The sequence below is a fragment of the Streptomyces sp. NPDC017993 genome (genome assembly GCF_044328065.1).
Lineage (GTDB): Bacteria > Actinomycetota > Actinomycetes > Streptomycetales > Streptomycetaceae > Streptomyces.
The window spans coordinates 435421-455718 of the sequence record NZ_JBIRGO010000001.1 but is presented as its reverse complement, the minus strand read 5'-3'; the positions used below and the strand labels follow the sequence as shown (position 1 = coordinate 455718).

At 74.5% G+C, this 20298-nt stretch carries 17 protein-coding genes; 13 read left to right on the top strand and 4 right to left on the bottom strand.

Going from position 1 to position 20298, the window contains the following annotated elements; all coding sequences use genetic code 11:
* Window positions 1–50 precede the first annotated feature (50 nt).
* The 10 genes from ACH4FH_RS02210 (at window position 51) to ACH4FH_RS02165 (ending at window position 12412) form a co-directional block, all read left to right on the top strand.
* Window positions 51–1547, top strand: coding sequence for an ATP-grasp domain-containing protein (locus ACH4FH_RS02210; protein ID WP_398553805.1), 1497 nt, complete (start codon window positions 51–53; stop codon window positions 1545–1547).
* Window positions 1544–2506 carry a Rossmann-like domain-containing protein gene (locus ACH4FH_RS02205; protein WP_398553804.1) on the top strand — a complete coding sequence of 321 codons (963 nt, stop codon included), beginning with the start codon at window positions 1544–1546 and terminating at the stop codon, window positions 2504–2506. The genes ACH4FH_RS02210 and ACH4FH_RS02205 overlap by 4 nt, the downstream gene beginning before the upstream one ends.
* Window positions 2503–3768: a PLP-dependent cysteine synthase family protein gene (locus ACH4FH_RS02200; RefSeq protein ID WP_398553803.1), complete on the top strand. Its 1266-nt coding sequence runs from the start codon at window positions 2503–2505 to the stop codon at window positions 3766–3768. Before ACH4FH_RS02205 ends, ACH4FH_RS02200 begins: the two co-directional genes overlap by 4 nt.
* Window positions 3765–4862 carry a dipeptide epimerase gene (locus ACH4FH_RS02195; RefSeq protein WP_398553802.1) on the top strand — a complete coding sequence of 366 codons (1098 nt, stop codon included), beginning with the start codon at window positions 3765–3767 and terminating at the stop codon, window positions 4860–4862. Before ACH4FH_RS02200 ends, ACH4FH_RS02195 begins: the two co-directional genes overlap by 4 nt.
* Window positions 4846–6192, top strand: coding sequence for an MFS transporter (locus tag ACH4FH_RS02190; protein WP_398553801.1), 1347 nt, complete (start codon window positions 4846–4848; stop codon window positions 6190–6192). Before ACH4FH_RS02195 ends, ACH4FH_RS02190 begins: the two co-directional genes overlap by 17 nt.
* Complete coding sequence (locus tag ACH4FH_RS02185; protein ID WP_398553800.1) at window positions 6189–7046, top strand: class I SAM-dependent DNA methyltransferase; 858 nt, start codon at window positions 6189–6191, stop codon at window positions 7044–7046. The genes ACH4FH_RS02190 and ACH4FH_RS02185 overlap by 4 nt, the downstream gene beginning before the upstream one ends.
* Before the next feature lie 116 nt (window positions 7047–7162).
* Entirely contained in the window at window positions 7163–8815 is a 1653-nt protein-coding gene (locus ACH4FH_RS02180) for an ABC transporter substrate-binding protein (RefSeq protein WP_398553799.1), read from the top strand.
* A complete protein-coding gene (locus ACH4FH_RS02175; RefSeq protein WP_398553798.1) occupies window positions 8812–9765 on the top strand; it encodes an ABC transporter permease in 954 nt (317 codons plus the stop codon). The genes ACH4FH_RS02180 and ACH4FH_RS02175 overlap by 4 nt, the downstream gene beginning before the upstream one ends.
* Window positions 9762–10682 carry an ABC transporter permease subunit gene (locus ACH4FH_RS02170; protein ID WP_398553797.1) on the top strand — a complete coding sequence of 307 codons (921 nt, stop codon included), beginning with the start codon at window positions 9762–9764 and terminating at the stop codon, window positions 10680–10682. Before ACH4FH_RS02175 ends, ACH4FH_RS02170 begins: the two co-directional genes overlap by 4 nt.
* Window positions 10679–12412 carry an ABC transporter ATP-binding protein gene (locus tag ACH4FH_RS02165; RefSeq protein WP_398553796.1) on the top strand — a complete coding sequence of 578 codons (1734 nt, stop codon included), beginning with the start codon at window positions 10679–10681 and terminating at the stop codon, window positions 12410–12412. Before ACH4FH_RS02170 ends, ACH4FH_RS02165 begins: the two co-directional genes overlap by 4 nt.
* Window positions 12413–12428: 16 nt before the next feature.
* Here ACH4FH_RS02165 and ACH4FH_RS02160 read toward each other — a convergent pair whose 3' ends face one another.
* Both ACH4FH_RS02160 and ACH4FH_RS02155 read right to left on the bottom strand, forming a co-directional pair.
* Complete coding sequence (locus ACH4FH_RS02160) at window positions 12429–12947, bottom strand: AMP-binding protein (RefSeq protein WP_398553795.1); 519 nt, start codon at window positions 12945–12947, stop codon at window positions 12429–12431.
* Between the two features lie 158 nt (window positions 12948–13105).
* Window positions 13106–14488 carry a rhodanese-like domain-containing protein gene (locus ACH4FH_RS02155; RefSeq protein WP_398553794.1) on the bottom strand — a complete coding sequence of 461 codons (1383 nt, stop codon included), beginning with the start codon at window positions 14486–14488 and terminating at the stop codon, window positions 13106–13108.
* Between the two features lie 203 nt (window positions 14489–14691).
* Here ACH4FH_RS02155 and ACH4FH_RS02150 point away from each other — a divergent pair, with 203 nt between their 5' ends.
* The 3 genes from ACH4FH_RS02150 (at window position 14692) to ACH4FH_RS02140 (ending at window position 17596) form a co-directional block, all read left to right on the top strand.
* Window positions 14692–15492: a GntR family transcriptional regulator gene (locus ACH4FH_RS02150; protein WP_398553793.1), complete on the top strand. Its 801-nt coding sequence runs from the start codon at window positions 14692–14694 to the stop codon at window positions 15490–15492.
* Window positions 15477–16298, top strand: coding sequence for a sulfite exporter TauE/SafE family protein (locus ACH4FH_RS02145; protein ID WP_398553792.1), 822 nt, complete (start codon window positions 15477–15479; stop codon window positions 16296–16298). Before ACH4FH_RS02150 ends, ACH4FH_RS02145 begins: the two co-directional genes overlap by 16 nt.
* A gap of 86 nt (window positions 16299–16384) precedes the next feature.
* Window positions 16385–17596, top strand: a complete 1212-nt coding sequence (locus ACH4FH_RS02140; protein ID WP_398553791.1) for an FAD-dependent oxidoreductase — start codon at window positions 16385–16387, stop codon at window positions 17594–17596.
* A gap of 72 nt (window positions 17597–17668) precedes the next feature.
* Here the strand turns inward: ACH4FH_RS02140 and ACH4FH_RS02135 are convergent, their stop codons facing one another.
* Both ACH4FH_RS02135 and ACH4FH_RS02130 read right to left on the bottom strand, forming a co-directional pair.
* On the bottom strand, window positions 17669–18772 hold the full coding sequence (locus ACH4FH_RS02135; RefSeq protein ID WP_398553790.1) for a MerR family transcriptional regulator: 1104 nt from the start codon (window positions 18770–18772) through the stop codon (window positions 17669–17671).
* 112 nt (window positions 18773–18884) lie between these two features.
* On the bottom strand, window positions 18885–20144 hold the full coding sequence (locus ACH4FH_RS02130) for an amidohydrolase (protein ID WP_398553789.1): 1260 nt from the start codon (window positions 20142–20144) through the stop codon (window positions 18885–18887).
* Window positions 20145–20298: the final 154 nt, after the last annotated feature.

Genomic DNA, 20298 nt, shown 5'->3' with positions numbered 1-20298 from the left:
GCCCGGGGCTCGCCCGGCCTGCCCGGATCCCTCAGCGCGGACGGAGATTCATGGGGCATCTGTTGATGGTCGAGAGCTGGGTCGGGGCGATGAGCCGACTGCTGCCACGTGCGATCACCGAGGCCGGTCACACCTTCACGTTCCTGACCCGCGACCTCCAGCACTACCTGCGCTCCGCGCCCGAGGGGGCGGAGCACCCGCTGCTCGGCGCCCGGCATGTCCTTACCGCGGACACCAACGACGTGCCCGCGCTGTTGCCTCATGTCGCCGACCTGCACGCCGTGTTGCGCTTCGACGGGGTGCTCAGCTCGTGTGACTACTACCTGCCCGCGGTGGCCGGGATCGCCGAGCACCTCGGGCTGCCGGGCCCGAGCGCGCGTTCGGTGACCACCGCCTGCCGCAAGGACCGCACCCGCCGCGCCCTGGAGGCGGCCGGCCTGCCAGGCCCCCGCTTCGCGGTCTGCGACGGTTTCCCCGCCGCGGCGGTAGCGGCGCAGGAGGTCGGCTACCCCCTGGTGTTCAAGCCGGTGGACCTGTGCGCCGGGATGTTCGTCCGCCGGATCGACGACGAGGCCCAGCTGGCCGAGGCCCACCGTGCCGTGGACGCCTTCCCGGTCAATGCGCGGGGCCAGCTGCGCTCCCCCGCCGTGCTGTTGGAGGAGCTGCTCGACGGGCCCGAAGTCAGTGTGGAGACGGTGTCGTTCGGGGGTGTGACGCGGGCGGTCGGCGTGACCGACAAGAGTGTGGGCGGTGCGCCCGCGTTCATCGAGACGGGCCATATGTTTCCCGCCGGGCTGGGCTCCCAGGAGACGGCGGCCGCCGTGGACACGGCGCTCGCGGCCGTCGCCGGGCTGGGCCTGGACCAGGTCGTCGCCCATACGGAGATCAAGCTCACCACAGCCGGCCCCCGGGTCGTCGAGGTCAATCCGCGTCCGGCGGGCAATCGGATCACCGAACTCGTCCGCCACGTCACCGGCATCGACCTCGCCGGCGCCTGCGTGGACCTGGCCCTGGGGCGCGAACCGGACCTGGCCACCCGCGCGACGGGCGTACGCAGCGCGGCGATCGGCTTCCTGCTCCCCGGCGAGGACGGCGTCCTTGAGGGCTACGAGGTGGGGCAGCGCCGTCCGGACGGGCTGAGTGAGGTCGTTGAGGTCGTTGAGGTCGTTGAGGACAGTGAGGACAAGCGTGTCGCCGTGCCGGGCGGGGCGAGTGAGGGCGGGCACGGCGAGGCGCTGGACGATGCTCACGGGGTCGCGCCGGACGGTGTGTCCGGGGACGTGCGCGGGCGCGGGCTCGGGTACGCGGGCCCGGTGACGCCGGCTGGTGAGGCTGCCACGGAAGAGCAGTCCGGGGTGGCGGGCCTGGAGGCGTTGCCGGGGGTGCTGGAGGTGCGGCTCGCCGAGCCCGGTGTGCGGGTGCGGGCGGCCGGGGACAACAACGGCTACCTGGGCCACATCATGGCTGCCGACACCGAGGGCGGCGGGGCGCGCGACCGTGTCGCCGAGCTGCTGGCCACGGTGCGGCCGCGGGTGGCTGCCCGATGAGCGTGCGCGCGGACGGGCCGGGGGCGGCCCTGGACACACATGACGGCAGCGGCCCGTCCACGGGGCGGAGCGCACCCACGGATACGTGGCGTGGTGCAGGACCGCACGGCGGCCGCGGCTACGGCGGCCGCGTCGGCTACAGCGGCTGGGAAAGCCTTGATGCTCTGCAAGAGGCGGTCCTGGCCGGCCGGTTGGGGCCGGCCCCGCGGGGGCTGCGGGTCTCCACCGCCTTCGCCACCAGTCAAGCCGTACGCCACGAGGGGCGCGGCAGCGGATACCGCAACGAGGTGCTCAGCCTGCGGCTCGGGGCCGCCGTCGGGTCCTGTGCGGCGGAGCCGGGTGCGTTGCCTGCCGCTGCTGTGGAGGACGCGGTCGGCGCCGATGTGGCGTCGCTGCTGGCGCATCCGCTCCTGGTGGTGCGGACCGCCGCCCTGGACGCGTATCTGATGCATATCGCCCCGCACACACCGGAGAACGGCGCCCGCCCCGTCGCCCTGCCCGCCGGGTCGTCGCTGGGAAAGTCGCGGGCCAGGGCGCGGGCCGTGGTGGAACTGCTGGACGCCGGGGCGCTGCCACCCGGGGGCCGGGTGCTCGTCGTCGGCGTCGTCAACTCCCTCCTGGAGGCGCTGCGTTCTCGGGGTCTGCGGTATCTGCCGTGTGATCTCAAGGGCGGTACGACGGAGTGGGGCGAGCCGGTGGTGACCGACGCGCTCGACGCGGTCGGCCGCTGTGACGCGGTGCTGGCCTCCGGGATGACGCTCGGCAACGGGACGTTCGAGCCGCTGCGTGCCCGGGCCGCCGCGCACGGGCTGCCGCTGGCCCTCTTCGCCCAGACCGGCAGCGCCGTGCTGCCCCGGTTCGTGGGTGCGGGCGTGCACGCCGTGTGCGCCGAGCCCTATCCGTTCTTCTGGCTCGACGGCGGCCCCGGAGTCATCCATCGCTATGGGGGAATGCCATGACCACGTCCGCACTCGACCTGGAGTCCGTCCTGTGTACGGGGGTGTCGCCCGGCAGCACTCGCGGACCCGGTGACCCCGGGCTGCTGGCGCTGCTCGGCCGTACGCCGCTGGCCAGGATCAGTGGCGATCTGCCGTCCCCGCAGCCGGGGTTCTGGGCGAAGCTCGAAGGGCACGGCGTCGGCGGGATGAAGGCCCGCGCCGCGGTGTCCATGCTGCGGGGTGCCCGCGAGCGCGGTGAGCTGCGGCCCGGCGCGCCGGTGGTGGAGTCCACGTCCGGCACCCTCGGCATCGGTCTGGCCTTCGCCGGGCAGGCCCTGGGCCATCCCGTCGTGCTGGTCGGCGACACGGAGCTGGAGCCGTCGATGCGCCGGCTGTTGCGGGCGTACGGGGCGCGCCTGGAGCTCGTCGACCGGCCTGCCGAGCCCGGTGGCTGGCAGGCCGCCCGGCTGGCCAGGTTGCGCGCTCTGCTCGCCGAGCTGCCGGGCGCGTACTGGCCCGATCAGTACAACAACCCTGACAACACCGCCGGTTACGGCTCTCTCGCCGCGGAGCTGGTCGCCGAGCTGCCGCATCTGGACGTCCTGGTGTGCAGCGTCGGCACCGGCGGGCACAGTGCGGGACTCGTCGCGCCGCTGCGCCGCCGCTGGCCCGCGCTGCGGCTGATCGGCGTGGACGCCACCGGTTCGACGATCTTCGGCCAGCCCGCCAGGCCCCGGCTGATGCGGGGTCTTGGTAGCAGCATTCATCCGCGCAATGTGGCCTACGAGGCGTTCGACGAGGTGCACTGGGTCGGTCCCGCGGAATCCGCGGACGCCTGCCGGCGGCTGGCCCGGACGTGCTTCGTCAGCGGCGGCTGGAGCACCGGCGCCGCCGCGCTGGTGGCCGCCTGGGCCGCGCGGATGCACCCGGGCACGGTCGTCGCCACCGTCTTCCCCGACGGGCCGCACCGCTACCTGTCCACGGTCTACGACGACGACTTCACCACGGCACACGGCGTGGACTGCGCGACGGCGCGCGGCCGCCCCGTCGAGATCGCTCACCCGGCCGCCGCGGAGGCCACCGGCTGGACGCGGTGCACGACGGTGATCGACCCGTGCGAGGCCCGCCGGGCCGGGGCCGGTGACCCGCCTCCGGCCGTCGAAGCGACCCCCGCCACCCCGGTTGCTCCGACCGCCCCGGTCCCTCAAGCCACGCAACCCGCACCCGTGCCCTCGCCGGCCGCCCCAGGTCGGCCGTATCCCCCGCAGGAGGCCCCCGCATGAAGACCACCGTGCGCGTCACACGCCTCGAACTCGCCGAGCCGCTGCGCATCTCGCGCGGCACCATGGCGGCCCGCGACGCCGTCTGGCTCGCCGTCGAGCGGGGTGGGCTGCGTGGCCACGGCGAGGTGGTGGCCAGCGCCTACTTCGGGCTCGACGCCCGGACCCTGGTGCGGCTGCTGCGCGACGCGGCCGCCGGCATCGAGCGCTGCGGCGACCCGGAGACCGCGCTGGGCGCCGTGCGCAGCGGTGAGCTGCCGGGCCCCGGTACGCCGCCCGCGGTGACCGCCGCGGTGGAGTCCGCGCTGCTCGATCTCGTCGGCAAGCGCGCCGGCGCCCCCGTCCACCAGCTGCTGGGGTCGCTCACCCCGCCGACCGCCGCGACCGCCCGCACCATCGGGATCACCACCACCGAACGGGCCGCGGCGCTGGCCGGCTGCCTCGCCGCGAGCGGCTTCACCCTCCTGAAGGCGAAGGCGGGGTCCGCCGATCCCGAGGAGGACCTGGCACGCATCCGCACCATCCGCGAACACGCCCCGCACGCCCGCCTGTTGCTGGACCCGAACGGCGCCTGGAGCGTCCCGCAGGCGGAGGAACTGCTGCCGCGCTACGCCGCGCTCGGCGTCGAGGCGGTCGAGCAGCCGATCGCGCCCGGCGATCCGGAGGCGCTTGCCCGTCTCGCGGCCCGCTCGCCGCTGCCGCTCATCGCCGACGAGGACGCCGTCTGCTACGAGGACGTACGACGGCTGGTCGGCCGCGTCCAGGGCGTCAACGTCAAGCTCGCCAAGTGCGGCGGGGTCCACGCGGCGCTCCGCATCGCGGAGTTGCTGGCCGGCAGCGGTACGGAGCTGATGCTGGGCTGTCTGACCGCGAGCACTCTCGGCATCGCCCCCGGCGTCCATCTCGCCGACCGGGCCCGCTGGGTCGACCTGGACGGGCATCTGCTGCTCGCCCGCGACCCGTGGAGCGGCATCGGCGGCGGGGACGGCACCGTGGGCGCCGGCGAAGGGGTCGGCCTCGGCATCAGGCCCCGGACACCGGGGCACGCCGTGGTGTCCGGCCAGGGAGAAGGGCGGCGGCGTGCGGACCTGGCATGAGATACGGGAGTTCCCACTCGCGATACGTCTGCTGCTCGTCAATCAGCTCGGTGTGAACACCGGCTTCTACCTGCTGATCCCCTATCTCGCCACCCATCTGGGCGACGACCTGGGGATGTCGGCCGCGGTCGTCGGGATCGTGCTGGGCGTGCGCAATCTGAGCCAGCAGGGGCTGTTCCTCATCGGCGGGTCGGCCGCCGACCGGCTGGGCGCACGCGGCGTGATCATCGCCGGGTGCGGGCTGCGGGCCGTGGGCTTCGCCCTGTTCGCGCTCGGCGACGGACTTCCGGTGCTGCTCGCCGCGTCCGTGCTCAGCGGGCTCGCCGGGGCGCTGTTCAACCCGGCGGTCCGCGCCTACCTGGCCCAGGAGGCGGGTGGCCGTACGGCGGAGGCGTTCGCGCTGTTCAATGTCTTCGCGACGACGGGGGCGCTGATCGGGCCGCTGCTGGGCAGCGCGCTGCTGCTCGTCGACTTCCGGGCGTCGGCGCTCACCGCCGCCGCGATCTTCGCGCTGCTGACGCTCGCGCAAGCACTCGTGCTGCCGGCCCGCGAGGTGCCGCCGGCCACGTCCGGGGTGCTCGGCGACTGGCGTGAAGTGGTGGGCAACCGTGCGTTCGTGGCGTTCGCGCTGGGCATGGTCGGCATGTTCACCCTGGAGAACCAGCTGTATCTGCTGCTGCCCCAAGGCGCGCGGCACGCGACGGGCTGGGCGGGGGCGGCCTCGCTGGTCTTCCTGACCGGGACTCTCGCCGGCCTGACGCTGCAACTGCGCCTGACGCGGGCGCTGCGACAACGCGGCAGCAGGGGCCGGTGGATCAGCCTCGGGCTGGTGCTGATGGCGCTGGCGTTCGTGCCCCCGATGACGGTGGCGGGCGCGGGCCGCCCGGACGGCACGGCGCAGGCGGTCCTCGGTCTGCTGCCGGTGCTGGCGGGGGCGTTGCTGCTCTCGCTCGGAGTGATGATCGCCCAGCCGTTCGTCATGGAGCTGATACCGGGCTTCGGGCGATCGACGCTGACGGGGACCTTCTTCGGCGTCTTCTACGTCGTGTCGGGGGTGGCCGCGGCGGGCGGCAACGCCTTGGTCGGCTGGGCGATGGACACCGGCGCGGACCACGGGGCGCAGTGGCTGCCCTGGGCCTGCTGCCTGCTCTTCGGCCTGGCGTCGGCGGCCGGTGTCGATCGGCTGCGGCGGCGGCAGTCGCTGCCGGAGCCCCAGCCAGGGCCTGCGCCGGGAGCGGTTGCGCCGGGCGCCCGTACGTCGACCGCGACCAGTGGGCCGGCCTCACCGCCACCGTCACCGCCACGTGAAACAGGAGCATGCAGAAAATGACGCACGGCGAAACAACTCGCCCGGACACCGAGCCGGTTGGTGACGCCTGGCTCTCCGGCAGCGGCCCCGGCCAGAACCTGCTCACCGACCATCCCGAGCTGTACGAGGCCCGGTTCCCCGATCCGGAGGGGCTGGCCGCCCGCTGGGTGGAGGCCACGCTGCGCCGCCACGGCGCCGGCAGACGGGTGCTCGACCTGGGGTGCGGGACCGGCCGGGACGCGGCGCGGCTCCAGGCGGCGGGCCGCCAGGTGGTCGGCGCCGACCTCTCCGAGGCGATGCTGGCGCACGCCCGCAGGCACCATCCCGGACCGGCCTACACCCACGCCGACCTGCGCCGCTTCGACCTCGGCGCGCGCGCCTTCGACGCCGTCGTCTGCCTCGACAGCGCGCTGCTGTACTGCCACACCAACGACGAACTCGACGGCCTGCTGGACTCCTGCCGCCGGGCCTTGGAGCCGGGCGGCCTGCTGGTCGCCGAGCTGCGCAACGGCGCGTACTTCCTGGGCCGTACCGACCTGCTTGACGCGCCCGCGGAGCACTCGTTCACCTGGCGCGGCACGGCGTACCGGGCGCGCACCACCCTGCGGATCGACCGGACCGCGCAGCTGCTGCGCCGCAGCCGGGTCTGGTCCACCGACGACGGGGCGCCGCCGGTGGAGCAGCGCTCCGCCTGGCGGCTGCTGTTCCCGCTGGAGCTGCGGCGATTCCTGACCGCGCACGGCTTCACGGTGTTGTCGCTCCACGACGGCCCGGGGCCGCGCACCGAGCCCTGCTGGCAGGAGAACGACGTCCCGGGCGACCGGACCGACGCCGACCGCCTGCACGTCGTCGCGCGTCTGACGACCACACCCTGACGACCGCCCACCGACGACCGCCGACCGACGCACGCGCCCCGACCCCACTCACCGAGCGCCCCGCACACACACGGCGCACGGCCCCAGCTTCCGTTCCGCTCCGAGGAGTTGCCGCCATGAGACACGATCCGCCGTCCCGCATGTCCGACGCCGGTGCCCGACCCGACACCACCGGCCCCGCCGCGCCCCCCGCCGCGCACTCCTGGGCCGCCCTGCGCCGCCGCGGATTCCTGGCCGGGGCGTCGGGCGCCGCCGCCTTCGGCGCGCTGGCACTCGCCGGCTGCGGCTCGGGCGGGGCGCCCGGCGGCGACGGCTCCGGAGGCGACGACGGGCCGCCGCGGCGCGGTGGGCGGCTGCGGGCGGCGTTCGCCGGTGGTGGCGCGAACGAGACCCTCGATCCCCATCTGGCGAACCTGTTCTCCGACGCGGCCCGCGCCAAAGCCCTCTTCGACAAGCTGGCCGACTTCGGCGCGGACCTGGCGCCGCGGCCCCGACTCGCCGCGAACTGGGAGGCCAACAAGACGCTGGACCGCTGGACGGTGACGCTGCGCAAGGCCACGTTCCACGACGGCCGGCCGGTCACCGCCGCCGATGTGCTGTTCAGCTACCGCCGCATCGCCGACCCGAAGAAGGCATTCCGCTCCAAGGCCGACCTGGAGCCGCTCGACCTCGCGGCGAGCCGGGCCGTCGACAGGACCACCGTGGAGTTCCGGCTGAAGCGCCCCACCGCCGAGTTCCCGGACATCCTGGCCGCGTTCGGCGCGTACATCGTGCCGGAGGGCAGCGACTCCTTCACCGAGCCGGTCGGCTCCGGGCCGTTCCGCTTCGTCTCCTTCGCACCCGGCAGGCGCACCGTGCTGCGCCGCTTCGAGGACTACTGGGACGGCGCCCCCTACCTCGACGAGCTGGAGTTCGTGGCCGCGGGCGAGGAGTCCGCGCGGATCAACGCGCTGCTCGGCGGGCAGATCGAGTACGCGCACGAGCTGAGCCCGGCCACGGCGCGCGCCCACGAACGCGGCGGCCAGGTGCGGATCATCCGGCTGAAGAACAGTGCGATGCAGGCATTCGCGATGAAGACCGACCGGCCGCCGTTCGACGACAAGCGGGTGCGTGCGGCGTTCTTCCTGATAGCGGACCGCGCGGAGCTGGTGCGCGGTGCGCTGTCCGGCGCCGGTGAGATCGGCAACGACCTGTTCGGCAAGGGCTACGCCTCCTACGAAGACGGGCTGCCGCAGCGCGTCCAGGACCTGGACCGCGCCCGCCACCTGCTCAAAGCGGCCGGCGCGGAGAACCTGCGGGTCACGCTCGACACGTCGGACGTCGCGGCCGGGTTCACCGAGGCGGCCGGCATCTTCCGCGACCAGGCGGCGAAGGCCGGGGTGCGGGTGACGGTACGCAACCGCAACGCCGACAGCTACTGGAGCGACATCCTCGACTCCGGCACGCTCTGCTCCTACCGGTCCGGAGCCATGCCCATCGAAATGCACATCTCCCAGCGGCTGCTGACCGGCTCCACCACCAACGCCACCCGGTGGCACCACAAGGACTTCGACGCGCTCTACCGGCAGGCCCAGTCCACCGCCGACCGCGCGGAGCGGACCGCTCTCTACGGGCGGATGCAGCGCCGGCTGCACGCCGAGGGCGGCTTCCTGGTGTGGGGCTTCGCGGACTGGCTCGTCGGGACGGCCACGAACGTGCGGGGCGTGGCCCGGCAGGCGCCCGCCAACTCCCTCGACTGGGCCCGCTTCGACAAGGTCTGGCTGGCATGAGCGGCCTGCGGTCCTTCGTGGCGCGGCGGCTGCTGCTGGGCGCCGGCCAGACGGCGGCCGTCGTCCTGCTGGTCTTCGCGCTGACCGAGGCGCTGCCGGGCGACGCCGCGGTCGCGCTCGCCGGGGACCAGCCGGACCCGGAGCGTATCGCCGCGATCCGCGCGACGATGCAGTTGGACCGGCCGGCGCCCGAGCGGCTGGCGCACTGGGCCGGGGCGCTGCTGCACGGCGACTTCGGGCGTTCTCTGGTCACCGGCCGGCCAGTGACCGGCTATCTGGCCGAGGGCCTGGGCCCGACCCTGCTGCTCGCGGCGCTCACGGTGGTCCTGCTGGTGCCGGCCGGCGTGGGCCTCGGCGTGCTGGCCGCGCGGCGCGAGGGCGGGCCCGCCGACCGCCTGATCAGCGCGGTGACGCTCGGCGTCTACGCCGTCCCCGAGTTCGCCTTCGGCGTGCTGCTGGTGTTCGTCTTCGCCCTGCGGCTCGACTGGCTGCCGCCGACGGCCGTCGGCTACGGCGACGATCTGCTCGCCCACCCGGCGGCGCTGGTGCTGCCGGTCGCGGTGCTCCTGGCCCGCCCGGTGTGCTCGATCAGCCGGCTGGTCCGGGCCGGCATGGTCGACGCGCTCGCCTCGCCGTACGCGGCCCAGGCCCGCCGGTACGGCATCGCTCCCGGCCGAATCCGCTGGGCGCACGCACTGCCGAACGCCGTCGCCCCCGCGACCCAGCATCTGGCGCGGACCGTCGACTGGCTGCTGAGCGGCGTCATCGTCGTCGAGGCGCTGTTCGTCATCCCCGGCCTCGGCACGGTCCTGCTGGACGCGGTGTCGGCCCGGGACCTGCCGGTGGTGCAGGGCCTCGCGGTGGTGTTCGGACTGGTCACCGTCGTCCTCAACCTCGGTGCCGATCTGGTCACGCACCGCCTGGCACCGCGGACGGGGGTGGCCGCGTGAGCCGCCGTCCTCTCCGTGCCGCGCGGCCCGCCCGGCTGCCGGCCCGCTCTCCCGCCCGGTTCGCTCTCGGGGCGGTCCTGCCGGCGGTTCCGCTGCTCCTCGCGCTGCTGGGCCCGGCGGTGGCCGGGCTGCCCGGCCCTCGCGGGGCGTCGTTCACCGCCGGTGGCGAGCATCCGCTGGGCACCGACTTCGCCGGGCAGGACGTCTGGCGTCAACTGCTGCTCGGGGGCCGGTCGGTGGTGGTCATCGCGCTCGCGGCGACCGTGGCGGCGTATGTGATCGCGCTCCCCCTCGCCTTCGCCGCCGCGCTCACCCATCGGGCGTGGCTGGAGGAGCTGCTGATGCGGCCGCTGGATGTGCTGCTGGCGGTGCCGTCGCTGCTGATGGTGCTGCTGGTGGCGACGGTGTTCGCACCGGGCGCGGCGGGACTCGCGTTGCTGGTGGCCCTGCTCAATGTGCCGGACGCGGCCCGGCTGATGCGGGCCGCGGCGGCGGAGGCCGCCGCCCGCCCGGCGGTGGAGGCCCTGCGGTTGCAGGGCGAGAGCTGGTGGCGGATCGCCATCGGCTATGTGGCCCGCTCGTGTCTGCGGACCCTGGCCGCCGACGCGGGCGTACGGATGACGGGCGTCCTCTATCTCGTCGCCACCGCCGCTTTCCTGGGCGTCGGCGTCGATCCGGACGCCGCGAACTGGGCCGTGATGGTCGACCGCAACCGCACCGGCCTGTTCATCCAGCCGTGGGCGGTGGTGGTGCCCGCCCTGCTGATCGTGGCCCTGTCGATGGGTACCAACCTCCTCGGCGACACCGCGCTCGCAGGCCGTTCCACGCCGGCGCGGCGCCCCGGAGGCGGCCCAGGCACCGGCGCCCGCTCCGGCGCCGCCTCCTCTCCCCGTACGACGAAGGGACCGGCCCGGTGACCCTGCACACGGACCCCACGGACCCCGACGACAGCGCGAACGCCCCGGCGGCAGCCGTGGCGGGGCTACGGGTCGATGTCGCCGGACGGCGGATCGTCGACGGAGTGTCGCTGACCGCGAGGGCCGGCACGGTCACCGCGCTGGTCGGCGCCTCCGGCAGCGGCAAGACCACCACGGGCCTCGCCCTGCTGGGCGAGTACCCGCCCGGCGCGCGGGTCGAGGGCCTGGTGCGGGTGGCGGACGGCGGGCCGGTCGGGTACGTGCCCCAGCATCCGGCCGCGGTCCTCAATCCGGCCCGCCGGGTCGGCGCGCTGCTGTACGACATCGCGCGGAAGGGAGTCTCCGGCCTCCCGCTCCGGCAGCGGCGCTCCGCCGCCAGGGTGCGCGTGCTGGAGGCTCTGGCCCTGGCCCAGCTGCCCGAAGGGGACGTCGGAGCTGCCCTGTTGCGCCGCTATCCGCACCAGCTCTCCGGTGGCCAGCAGCAGCGGGTGGTGCTCGCACAGGCGCTGCTGCTGGGCGCCGGGGTGATCGTCGCGGACGAGCCGACGACCGGCCAGGACGCGCTGACCAAACGCCGCATCGTGGCGGAGCTGGAGCGGGTGGTGCGCCAGGGCATCGCCCTGGCGCTGCTCAGCCACGACCTGGACGTGGTCCGCACCTTGGCCGATGAGGTGGTGGTGCTGCGCGAGGGCCGCGTGGTGGAGTCGGGGCCTGCGGGCCGGGTCCTCCTGGCGCCGGAACACCCATGGACCCGCGAACTCCTCGCCACCGGGCGGGAGATACCCGGGCCAGAGGTACCCGGGTGGGACGTACCCGATCCAGACGTACCCGGGCAGCCCGCCCCCGGGCGGAACGTCTCGGAGCGGACGCCGGACGGGCGGCGCACCCCGGACGGCGACGCGCCCGCCCCCGGGCTCCAACTGCGCATCGCCGCCGCCCGCTACCGGGGCCGCTCGGGCAGCTCGGACGCGCCGTCGGCGGACCGGTCGGCACGTCGCGGCTCCGTGGTGGCGGTGCGCGACGTATCGCTCGACCTCGCGCCGGGCTCCGCTCTGGCGGTCGTCGGGCGGTCCGGCAGTGGCAAGACCACGCTCGGGCGGTGTGTGGCCGGGCTGCACCGCGACTGGGACGGCGCGGTCACCCTGGGCGGGGAGGCCCTGCCCCGCAGTGTGCGGGACCGCTCGACGGACCGGATCGCCGCGGTGCAGTACGTCTTCCAGGACGCACGGGCCGCCTTCGACGAGCACCGGACGGTGCTGGCGCAGACCGCACGGACGGCGGTGCGGCTGCGGGGCGTGCCCGCGGCGACGGCACGGGAGGAGGCGCGGGCGGTGTTCGCGAGGGTCGGGCTGCCGGCGGAGCTGGTCGAGCGGCCGCCCGGTCGGCTGTCCGGCGGCGAGCTGCAACGGGCCGCGCTGGCACGGGCGTTGCTGGCGCGCCCGCGGGTGCTGGTGTGCGACGAGATCACGTCGGGGCTGGACGCGGCGAGTCGCCGGGGCATCGTCGAGCTGCTCGGCGAGCTGCTGCGGGAGCGGGCCGGGACGAGCCTGGTGCTGATCACGCACGATCTGGACACGGCGGCGGCGTTGGCGAACCGGATCGCGGTGCTCGACGGCGGCGAGGTGGTCGAGGCCGGTCCCGCCGCGCGGGTGCTGACGGCGCCCGCGCATCCGTTCACCGCCTCGCTGGTCGCGGCGGCCCGGTGGCGGACCGCGGCGGCGCTCTCCTGAGAGGCGCCCCCAGCGCTCACTCCGCGGCGAGCGCCTCGTGCCACCACTGGTCGCGGCCGGGCGTCCAGGACACCGGCCGCGCACACCGGTTCACCACCAGCACCGTCCGCCCCCTGCCCCGGCCGGACCCGCCACGGGCCAGCGCATGGTCGAGCAGCGGCTTCACCGGCCGGATCGCGCCGTCCCAGAACGCCGCGTCCGCGGTGATCACCACCCGGGCGTCGCACTCGCGGGTGCGCGCGGCCAGTTCGGTCACGGTCAGCGAGACCGGGAGCGTGGTGCGTATCGCGTCCAGCCGGCCGCAGGCGAGCGTGGCGATCACCGATTCGGGCACCAGCGGCAGATGCACCGCGACCCGGTCGCCGGCCCGCACCCCGAGCCGGGTGAGCACCGCGGCGGCCCGCTCGGCCTGATCGAGGAGCATGCCGTGCGTCAGCTCCTCCATACGGCCCGGCTCCCCGGACCAGGTGAGGGCGATCCGCGACGCCTGGGGGTCGTGAGCTTCCCGGCCGTTTCCTGCATGCTCTGAGATCACACTGCGCAACATGCGCTCAGCATGGAGAGCGGCGATCAACGATCGGTGAACGTCCGCTGTACGGGCCCGAGCCGCACGCCGGGGTGCCCCGCGCCTTCCTGCCCGCTTTCCTGCCCGCCCACTCCCCCGGCCCGCACCTTTTTGCCGCCTCTTGCCCGTCAGCCCACGCGCGCCCCCACCGCCTCGTAGCCCCCTGCCACATCACACACGTCGGCGAACCCACGCGCCTCCAGCAGCGCCGCCGCGATCACGGACCGGTTTCCGCTGCGGCAGTACAGGACGACAGGACGCCGCCTGTCCAGCTGCGTGAGGTGATCGCAGAGGGCGGCCAGGGGGATGTTGCGCGCACCGGGGAGGGCTCCCGCGGCGAACTCGGCGGGGTTGCGGACGTCGATCAACTGGACGTGTGCATCGGGGAGTTCGTCAGGTAGCTCGTCCACGCCGATGCGGTGGCTCACGGAGGTCAGGGCGAGCTCGCGGGCCAGCGCCGCGGCCGGGTCGGGGATGTGCCCGAGGACCCGGTCGTAGCCGATCCGGGCGAGGCGCAGGCGCGCCTCGTCCTCCTTACCCGGGTCGGCGAGCAGCACGATCGGCGTCCCCGGCGCCACGACGCTGCCGGCGTACTCCGCGAAGCGGGTGTCCAGGCTGGTGTGCAGGGAGCCGGTGAGATGGGCCCGGGTGTAGACGTCCAGGGGGCGGCAGTCGAGCAGCGCGGCGCCGTGCTCGTCCCGGGCCGTCAGCGCCTCCTCCAGCGTGAGGGCGGCCAACGGCGTGGGCTCCAGCAGCGGGTGGCCGTCCCGGTTGAGGGCCGAGTCATGGGCGAAGTAGCCCGGTGTGGCGGGCTGGCCCGCGGTGACCAGGCGGACGAAGTCGCCCTCGGACATGGGCTGCAGCGCGTAGTTGAGGCGGCGCTGGTCGCCGATGGTGGAGCTGGTCTCGGTGGAGAGGTTGCGGCCGCAGGCCGAGCCGGAGCCGTGCGCGGGAAAGACCCGGGTCGCGTCCGGGAGGGTGAGGAGTTTGGTGTGCAGGGAGCGTCGGAGCCGGGCGGCCATGTCGTGCGGGCTGTGCCCGGCGGCCGAGAGCAGGTCGGGGCGTCCGACATCACCGACGAAGAGGGTGTCGCCGGTGAGCACCCCGAACGGCACGTCGTCCGCGGCGTGTTCGCGGACGACCAGGCAGATGGACTCGGGGGTGTGCCCGGGGGTCGCCAGCACGGTGAGGGTGACACCGGCCCCGCCTGCTCCGAGGTCGAGGCATTCACCGTCGCGTAACCGCCGTATCGGGAAGCCGGTCGCGGCGGCCTCCCCGAAGGCGATGGTGGCGCCCGTCGCGCGGGCCAGTTCGAGATGACCGGAGAGGAAGTCGGCGTGAATGTGTGTCTCGATGACGAGTTCGATGCGCAGGCCGGCCGCTTCCGCGTCGCTCAGGTAGTCGTCGATGTCGCGGCGCGGATCGACGAGGACGGCGCGTCCGGTGCTCTCGTCCCCGATCAGATACGACGCCTGGGAGAGGCAGTCGAGGTAGTACTGCGCGAAATACACGGTCGGCCTCCAGGGCGCGGCACCCGCGCGGGTGGTGCGGGCGCCGACGGAAACGGTGCGTTGTGCGGATGCACGGATGTACGTACATTAAGGAGGCGGGTGGGCGACGACAAGCCCGCTCCGCGTCAACCCAACGATGCTCATGGCGGCTTGACGCCTCGCCAGCTCAGCACAGCAGCGCCGCCTGCTCCCGGAGGACCGACATGACGACCGAGCCGCCGGAGGGCACCCACGGCCCCCGGCCACTGGACCGCCGCTCACCGCTGCCCCTGTGGGCCCAGCTCTTCGCCGACCTGCGCCGCCGCATGGAGGCCGGCGCGTTCACCATGGAGTTCCCTGCCGAGCACCGGCTGACGGACGAGTACGAGGTCAGCAGGCACACCGTCCGCGAGGCGCTGCGCAAACTGCGGGCCGACGGCCTGGTCATCGCCGAGCGCGGCCGCGCCAGTCGGCTGGACACCCGGCGCATCCAGCAGCCCCTCGGCTCGCTCTACAGCCTCTTCCGGGAGCTGGAGGGCCAGGGCGTGGACCAGCACAGCGAGGTGCTGCGACTGGAGCGGACGGCCGACGGGACGATCGCAGGGCAGCTCGGACTCGTGCCCGACGCACCGCTGATCGTGCTGGAACGCTTGCGGCTGGCGGACGGCGAGCCGCTCGCGCACGACACCGCCTACCTGCCCGCCTCCCTCGCCGAGCCGCTGCTGGACGCCGACTTCGGGCACACCTCGCTCTACGGCGAACTGTCGCGGCGGTGCGGGGTGAAGGTCAGCGGCGGCCAGGAGCGCATCCAGCCGTTCCTGCCCGACATCCGGCAGGCGTGGCTGCTGGGGCTGGCCGACCGGGAGGCGGCGTTCGCCATCGAACGGCTGGGCCGGGCCGGTGAACGGCCGGTGGAGTGGCGCGAGACGGTGGTGCGCGGCGACCGGTTCACGTTCGTCGCCGAGTGGTCGGGCGACAGCCGGTCCGTCGCCCTCGCGCCGCGGGCCTCGTGTCCGTCCTCATAGCCGCAACGGCGCTCCCGTGCGGGCTGTTGATCGGTCTGCTGCTGGGGGCGCTCGGCGGCGGCGGTTCGATCCTCGCCGTGCCCGCCCTGGTGTATGTGGCGGGCCAGTCGCCGCACACGGCGACCGCCGGCGCCCTGATGGTGGTCGCGGTCGGTGCCGTCACCGGTCTGGCCTGCCACGCGGCGGCGGGCCGGGTCCGCTGGGCGGCCGGCGCGGCCTTCGGCACCCTGGGCACCGCCGGCACCTACCTCGGCTCGCGCTGGAGCGCGGCCGTGGACCCGGCCGTCCTGATAGCGGCGTTCGCGGGATTGATGTGCGTGGTGGCGGCGGCGCTGCTGTTACGGAGCCTGCGGGAGCGGCGGGCCGCGAAAGCGGCGCGCGGGGGCGTGGGTATCGCGCCCCTCCCCCCGCTCTCCGAGGGCACCGCCTCCCTCCGCTCCCGTCCCGCGCGCGTCACCGCGACCGCCTCCGCCGTCGGCCTGCTCACCGGCTTCTTCGGCGTCGGGGGCGGTTTTGTCGTCGTGCCGGCCCTGACACTGGTGCTGGGCATGGAGATGCCCGTGGCCGTCGGCACGTCCCTGCTCGTCATCGTCATCAACTCCACGACCGCGCTGGCCACTCGGGCGGGCACCGGCGTCCTGGACTGGCCCCTGCTGGTCGGCGTCGCCGCCTGCACGGCGCTCGGCAGCTACGCCGGCAACCGGCTCGCCACCCGTCTGCCACCGCAGGTCCTGAGCACCGCCTTCGCCTCGCTGGTCGCCGTCCTCGCCGTCGCCATGGCGGCCACCGCCGTACCGCGTCTCTGACGCCGGGCACACCGGCCCTGTTCCCCTTCCGCCCCCGATCCGCCCATCCGCCATCCGCCATCCGCCATCCGCCCAGGAGGATCCACATGACGCCCGCCACCACCCCGTCCCACCACCAGGTCCTCATCGTCGGAGGTGGCACCGCGGGCATCACGGTCGCCGCCCGGTTACGCCGGGCCGGCGTCCGGGAGATCACGCTGCTGGAGCCGTCCGAGACGCACTGGTACCAGCCGCTGTGGACCCTCGTCGGCGGCGGCCAGGCCCCGCTGCGGGCCGCGTTGCGCACCGAGGCCGACGTCATACCGTCCGGCGTGCGCTGGCTGCGCGAGCGTGCCGCCGCCGTCGACCCGGTCGCCCGCACGGTCACCACCTCGTCCGGCCGGGTCCTGTCCTACGGGCGTCTCGTCCTCGCGCCCGGCCTCCAGCTCGACTGGGACGGCGTGCCGGGCCTGGCAAAAGCGCTCGGGCACGGCGGCGTGACCAGCAACTACCGGGCCGATCTCGCCCCGCTCACCTGGGAGATGATCCGGCGGATGCGGCGCGGCACGGCGGTGTTCACCATGCCGTCCGGCCCGGTGAAATGCGGTGGCGCCCCGCAGAAGATCGCCTATCTGGCAGCCGACTACTGGCGCAAGCGCGGCGTTCTGGACGCCATCCGCACCGTCCTGGTGATCCCGGAGCCCGCCCTGTTCAAGGTGCCGGTCTTCTCCCGGGCGCTGGAGGAGACCGCCCGGCGGTACGGCATCGAGGTGCGGCTGCGGTCGGAGCTGACCCACCTCGACGGCGCGGCCCGCGAGGCGGTGATCACCGATCACACCGACGGCACGGCCGAGACCGTCCACTACGACCTGCTGCACGCCGTGCCGCCGCAGCGTGCCCCCGAATGGCTCGCCGAAGGCCCGCTCGCCGACCCCGAGTCCCCCTACGGATACGTCAAGGCCGACCGGGAAACCCTGCAACACCCTGACTTCCCGCAGGTGTTCGTGCTCGGCGATGTCGCGAACCTGCCCACCTCCAAGACCGGGGCGGCGATCCGCAAGCAGGCCCCGGTCGTCGTCGCCAACCTGCTCGCCGGGCTTCGCGGGCGCCCGGCCACCGCCCGCTACGACGGCTACACCTCCTGCCCCCTGGTCACCGCCCGGCACAAGATGCTGCTCGCCGAGTTCGACTACGACCTGCGGCCCACCCCGTCGATCCCCTTCCTCGACACCACCCGCGAACGCACCGACATGTGGTTCCTCAAGCGCTACGGGCTTCCGCAGCTCTACTTCAACGGCATGCTCAAGGGCCGCGCCTGAGCCCGCCGGGGCCGCGGGGGCGGGGCCGGGCCGCCGCCCGGCTCCGCCCCCAGGCGGTCTCGGTCGCCCTTCTCAGTCCACCGCGACGATGTCCGCCACGACGCACCCGATGTTGTCCGGCGCCCCGGCCGCGTGGGCGAGCGCGACGAGGTCCCGGACAGCCTCCTCGGGGCCGGCGGCCGCGCTCAGCGTCCGCCGGATCTCCTCGGCCGGCACCACCGCGGACAGCCCGTCGGTGCACAGCAGATAGCGCTCACCCGGCCGGGCGTCCAGCAGCTCCAGGTCGGGGGCGAACTCCGCGCCGCCGTCGAGCGAGCGCAGCAGCAGGGCGCGCTGCGGATGCGACGGCGCCTCCTCGGGCGTGAGCCGGCCCTCGTCGATCAGCGACTGCACCAGGCTGTGGTCGTGGCTGATCCGCACCAGCCCGGAATCCCGCAGGACGTACGCGCGGGAGTCCCCGACGTGCAACAGCGCCAGTTGGGAGCCGGAGCGCAGCAGCGCCGTCAGGGTGCTGCCCGTCGCCGCGTCCCCCGAGGGGGCGGCCCGGTGCGCCCGGTGGGCCGCTTCCTCCAGGGCGGTGAGCAGGTCCACGGCCGTCAGATCCCGTCCTTCCAGGGGCCGGAGTTCCTGGAGGGCGGCGGCCGCGGCCGGCCCGCCGCCCTCGCCGTAGCCGTCGGCCACGGCGAGCAGCCGCGGTCCCGCGTAGGCCGCGTCCTGGTTGGCCGGACGGACCAGGCCCCGGTCGGTCAGTGCGGCGCTGCGCATCGTCACGGGGGTGTGGGGTTCGGTCATGGCGGTGTCCTTCCTGGACAGCTGGTCGACGAGGAAGGCGGCCAGGTCCCGGCGGGCCGCGGTGTCGGCCTCGACCTGCGCCCAGTACGCGGCGACCAGCCCGGCCGCCGGTCCCGGTGCCTGCTCGCACACCTCGCGGATGCGGGCCAGCGGCATGCCCAGCCGGCGCAGCCAGGCGACCAGCCGGGCGCGCTCCAGCTGGGCCGGGGCGTAGTGGCGGTAGCCGGTGAGCGGGTCGACGCGGGCCGGTGTCAGCAGGCCGAGCTCGTCGTAGAGCCGCAGGGCCTTCGGCGAGAGCCGGGACGCGCGTGCGAAGGCTCCGATCGTCAGCAGTCGCTCGTGCCCGCCTCGCCGCTCGCTGCCGCCCTGCCCGTTGCCGTCCACCTGTCCGTCCTCCTCGTGCCGGGCGCCTCGCCCGGCCCGGCCGATGCTGGGGCTTCCCCCAAGGACAAGGTCAAGCCGTCCCGCGCGGCGCCCGCTCGGGAGTGTCTGCCCGTCAGTCCCGCGCCGGGTCCAACCGGCTGAGCGCCGCCGCCGTCAGCGCCTGCACGCCCATGGTCAGGGTCGGCCGGACGACCGGCGCGAAGCGCGGCGAGTGGTTGGAGGGGATGTCCTGGGCCAGCCGGCCGGCGGCCAGCGCCGTGCGGAACTCCTCCGGGTCCCAGCCACCGAGCCACCAGTAGTAGAGGGGCGCCTCGGCGGCCGTCGCCAGCAGTCCCGCGTCCTCGCTGCCGGACGCCGGGTCGTAGGCGAACAGCCGCTGCTCCCCGAAGAGCCCGGTGAAGGTCTCGTTGACCTTCCGCAGGGTGACGGAGTCGTTGACGGTGACGGGGAAGGAGTCCAGGAGCTCCGTCTCCGGTGCCCGCTCGGCGCCGGATGCGGCGGCCTCGGCACGCGCGATGCGGTCGATGGCGGCCAGGACCCCCGCCCGCACCGTCTCGTCGAAGCTGCGCACGCTGAGGCGGACCACGGCCCGGTCGGGGATGACGTTCGCGCTGTCCCCGGCGTGGAACGAGCCGACGGTGACCACGGCCTGGTCCTTGGGCGCGACCTCCCGGGCCACGACCGACTGCACCCGCTGCACGAACGACGCCGCCATCACGATCGGGTCGACGGTGGTCTCCGGCCGCGAGCCGTGCCCGCCGCTCCCGTGGAAGGTGATCTCCAGACTGTCCGCTGCGGCCATGCAGGCGCCGGGGCAGTACGCGATCAGCCCGGCGCCGAACGGGGCGACGTGCTGGGCGAGCACCACGTCGGGGACGGGGACCAGCTCCTTGCTGTAGAGGCCGTCGTCGAGCATGGCGCGGGCCCCGTTGCCGACCTCCTCGGCGGGTTGGAAGAGCGCGATCAGCGTTCCGGACCACTGCTCCCGCCCGGCCGCCAGCAGATCGGCGGCACCGAGCAGGCAGGTGACATGGACGTCGTGCCCGCAGGCGTGCATCCGGCCCTCCACCGTCGAGGCGTACGGCACGCCGGTTTGCTCGCCGACCGGCAGCGCGTCCATGTCGGCGCGCAGCAGGACCACGGGCCCCGGGCCGTTGCGCAGCACGCCGGTGACACCGGTGCCGCCGATGCCGGTGGTGACCTCGTAGCCGCACGCGGTCAGCCGGCGGGCGGCCTCGGCGGCGGTGCGGGTCTCCTGAAAGCCGAGTTCGGGGTGGCGGTGCAGGTCTTCGTAGAGCGCGACGAGGTCCGCGAGGCGGGCGTCGAGCGGGGCCAGGACGGAAGCGGGAAGGGAGTGGTCGCTGTCGCTCATACACGCATTCGACCACGGAGCGGGCCGCCCCCAGGCGCGGGTTCGCGCACCCGGCGTCACCCGGCCGGGCCCCTGTCCACGACACGACACGCCGCCGTCCCCACGCCCCTCGTAGGCGGCGTCGCCCACCCGCGTTGTACTGAGGGCCCCGGTC

Coding starts and splice junctions, on each gene's coding strand:
- ACH4FH_RS02210 (WP_398553805.1), top strand. CDS start 51: ATGGGGCATCTGTTGATGGTCGAGAGCTGGGTCGGGGCGATGAGCCGA.
- ACH4FH_RS02205 (WP_398553804.1), top strand. CDS start 1,544: ATGAGCGTGCGCGCGGACGGGCCGGGGGCGGCCCTGGACACACATGAC.
- ACH4FH_RS02200 (WP_398553803.1), top strand. CDS start 2,503: ATGACCACGTCCGCACTCGACCTGGAGTCCGTCCTGTGTACGGGGGTG.
- ACH4FH_RS02195 (WP_398553802.1), top strand. CDS start 3,765: ATGAAGACCACCGTGCGCGTCACACGCCTCGAACTCGCCGAGCCGCTG.
- ACH4FH_RS02185 (WP_398553800.1), top strand. CDS start 6,189: ATGACGCACGGCGAAACAACTCGCCCGGACACCGAGCCGGTTGGTGAC.
- ACH4FH_RS02180 (WP_398553799.1), top strand. CDS start 7,163: ATGAGACACGATCCGCCGTCCCGCATGTCCGACGCCGGTGCCCGACCC.
- ACH4FH_RS02175 (WP_398553798.1), top strand. CDS start 8,812: ATGAGCGGCCTGCGGTCCTTCGTGGCGCGGCGGCTGCTGCTGGGCGCC.
- ACH4FH_RS02150 (WP_398553793.1), top strand. CDS start 14,692: ATGACGACCGAGCCGCCGGAGGGCACCCACGGCCCCCGGCCACTGGAC.
- ACH4FH_RS02140 (WP_398553791.1), top strand. CDS start 16,385: ATGACGCCCGCCACCACCCCGTCCCACCACCAGGTCCTCATCGTCGGA.
- ACH4FH_RS02130 (WP_398553789.1), bottom strand. CDS start 20,144: ATGAGCGACAGCGACCACTCCCTTCCCGCTTCCGTCCTGGCCCCGCTC.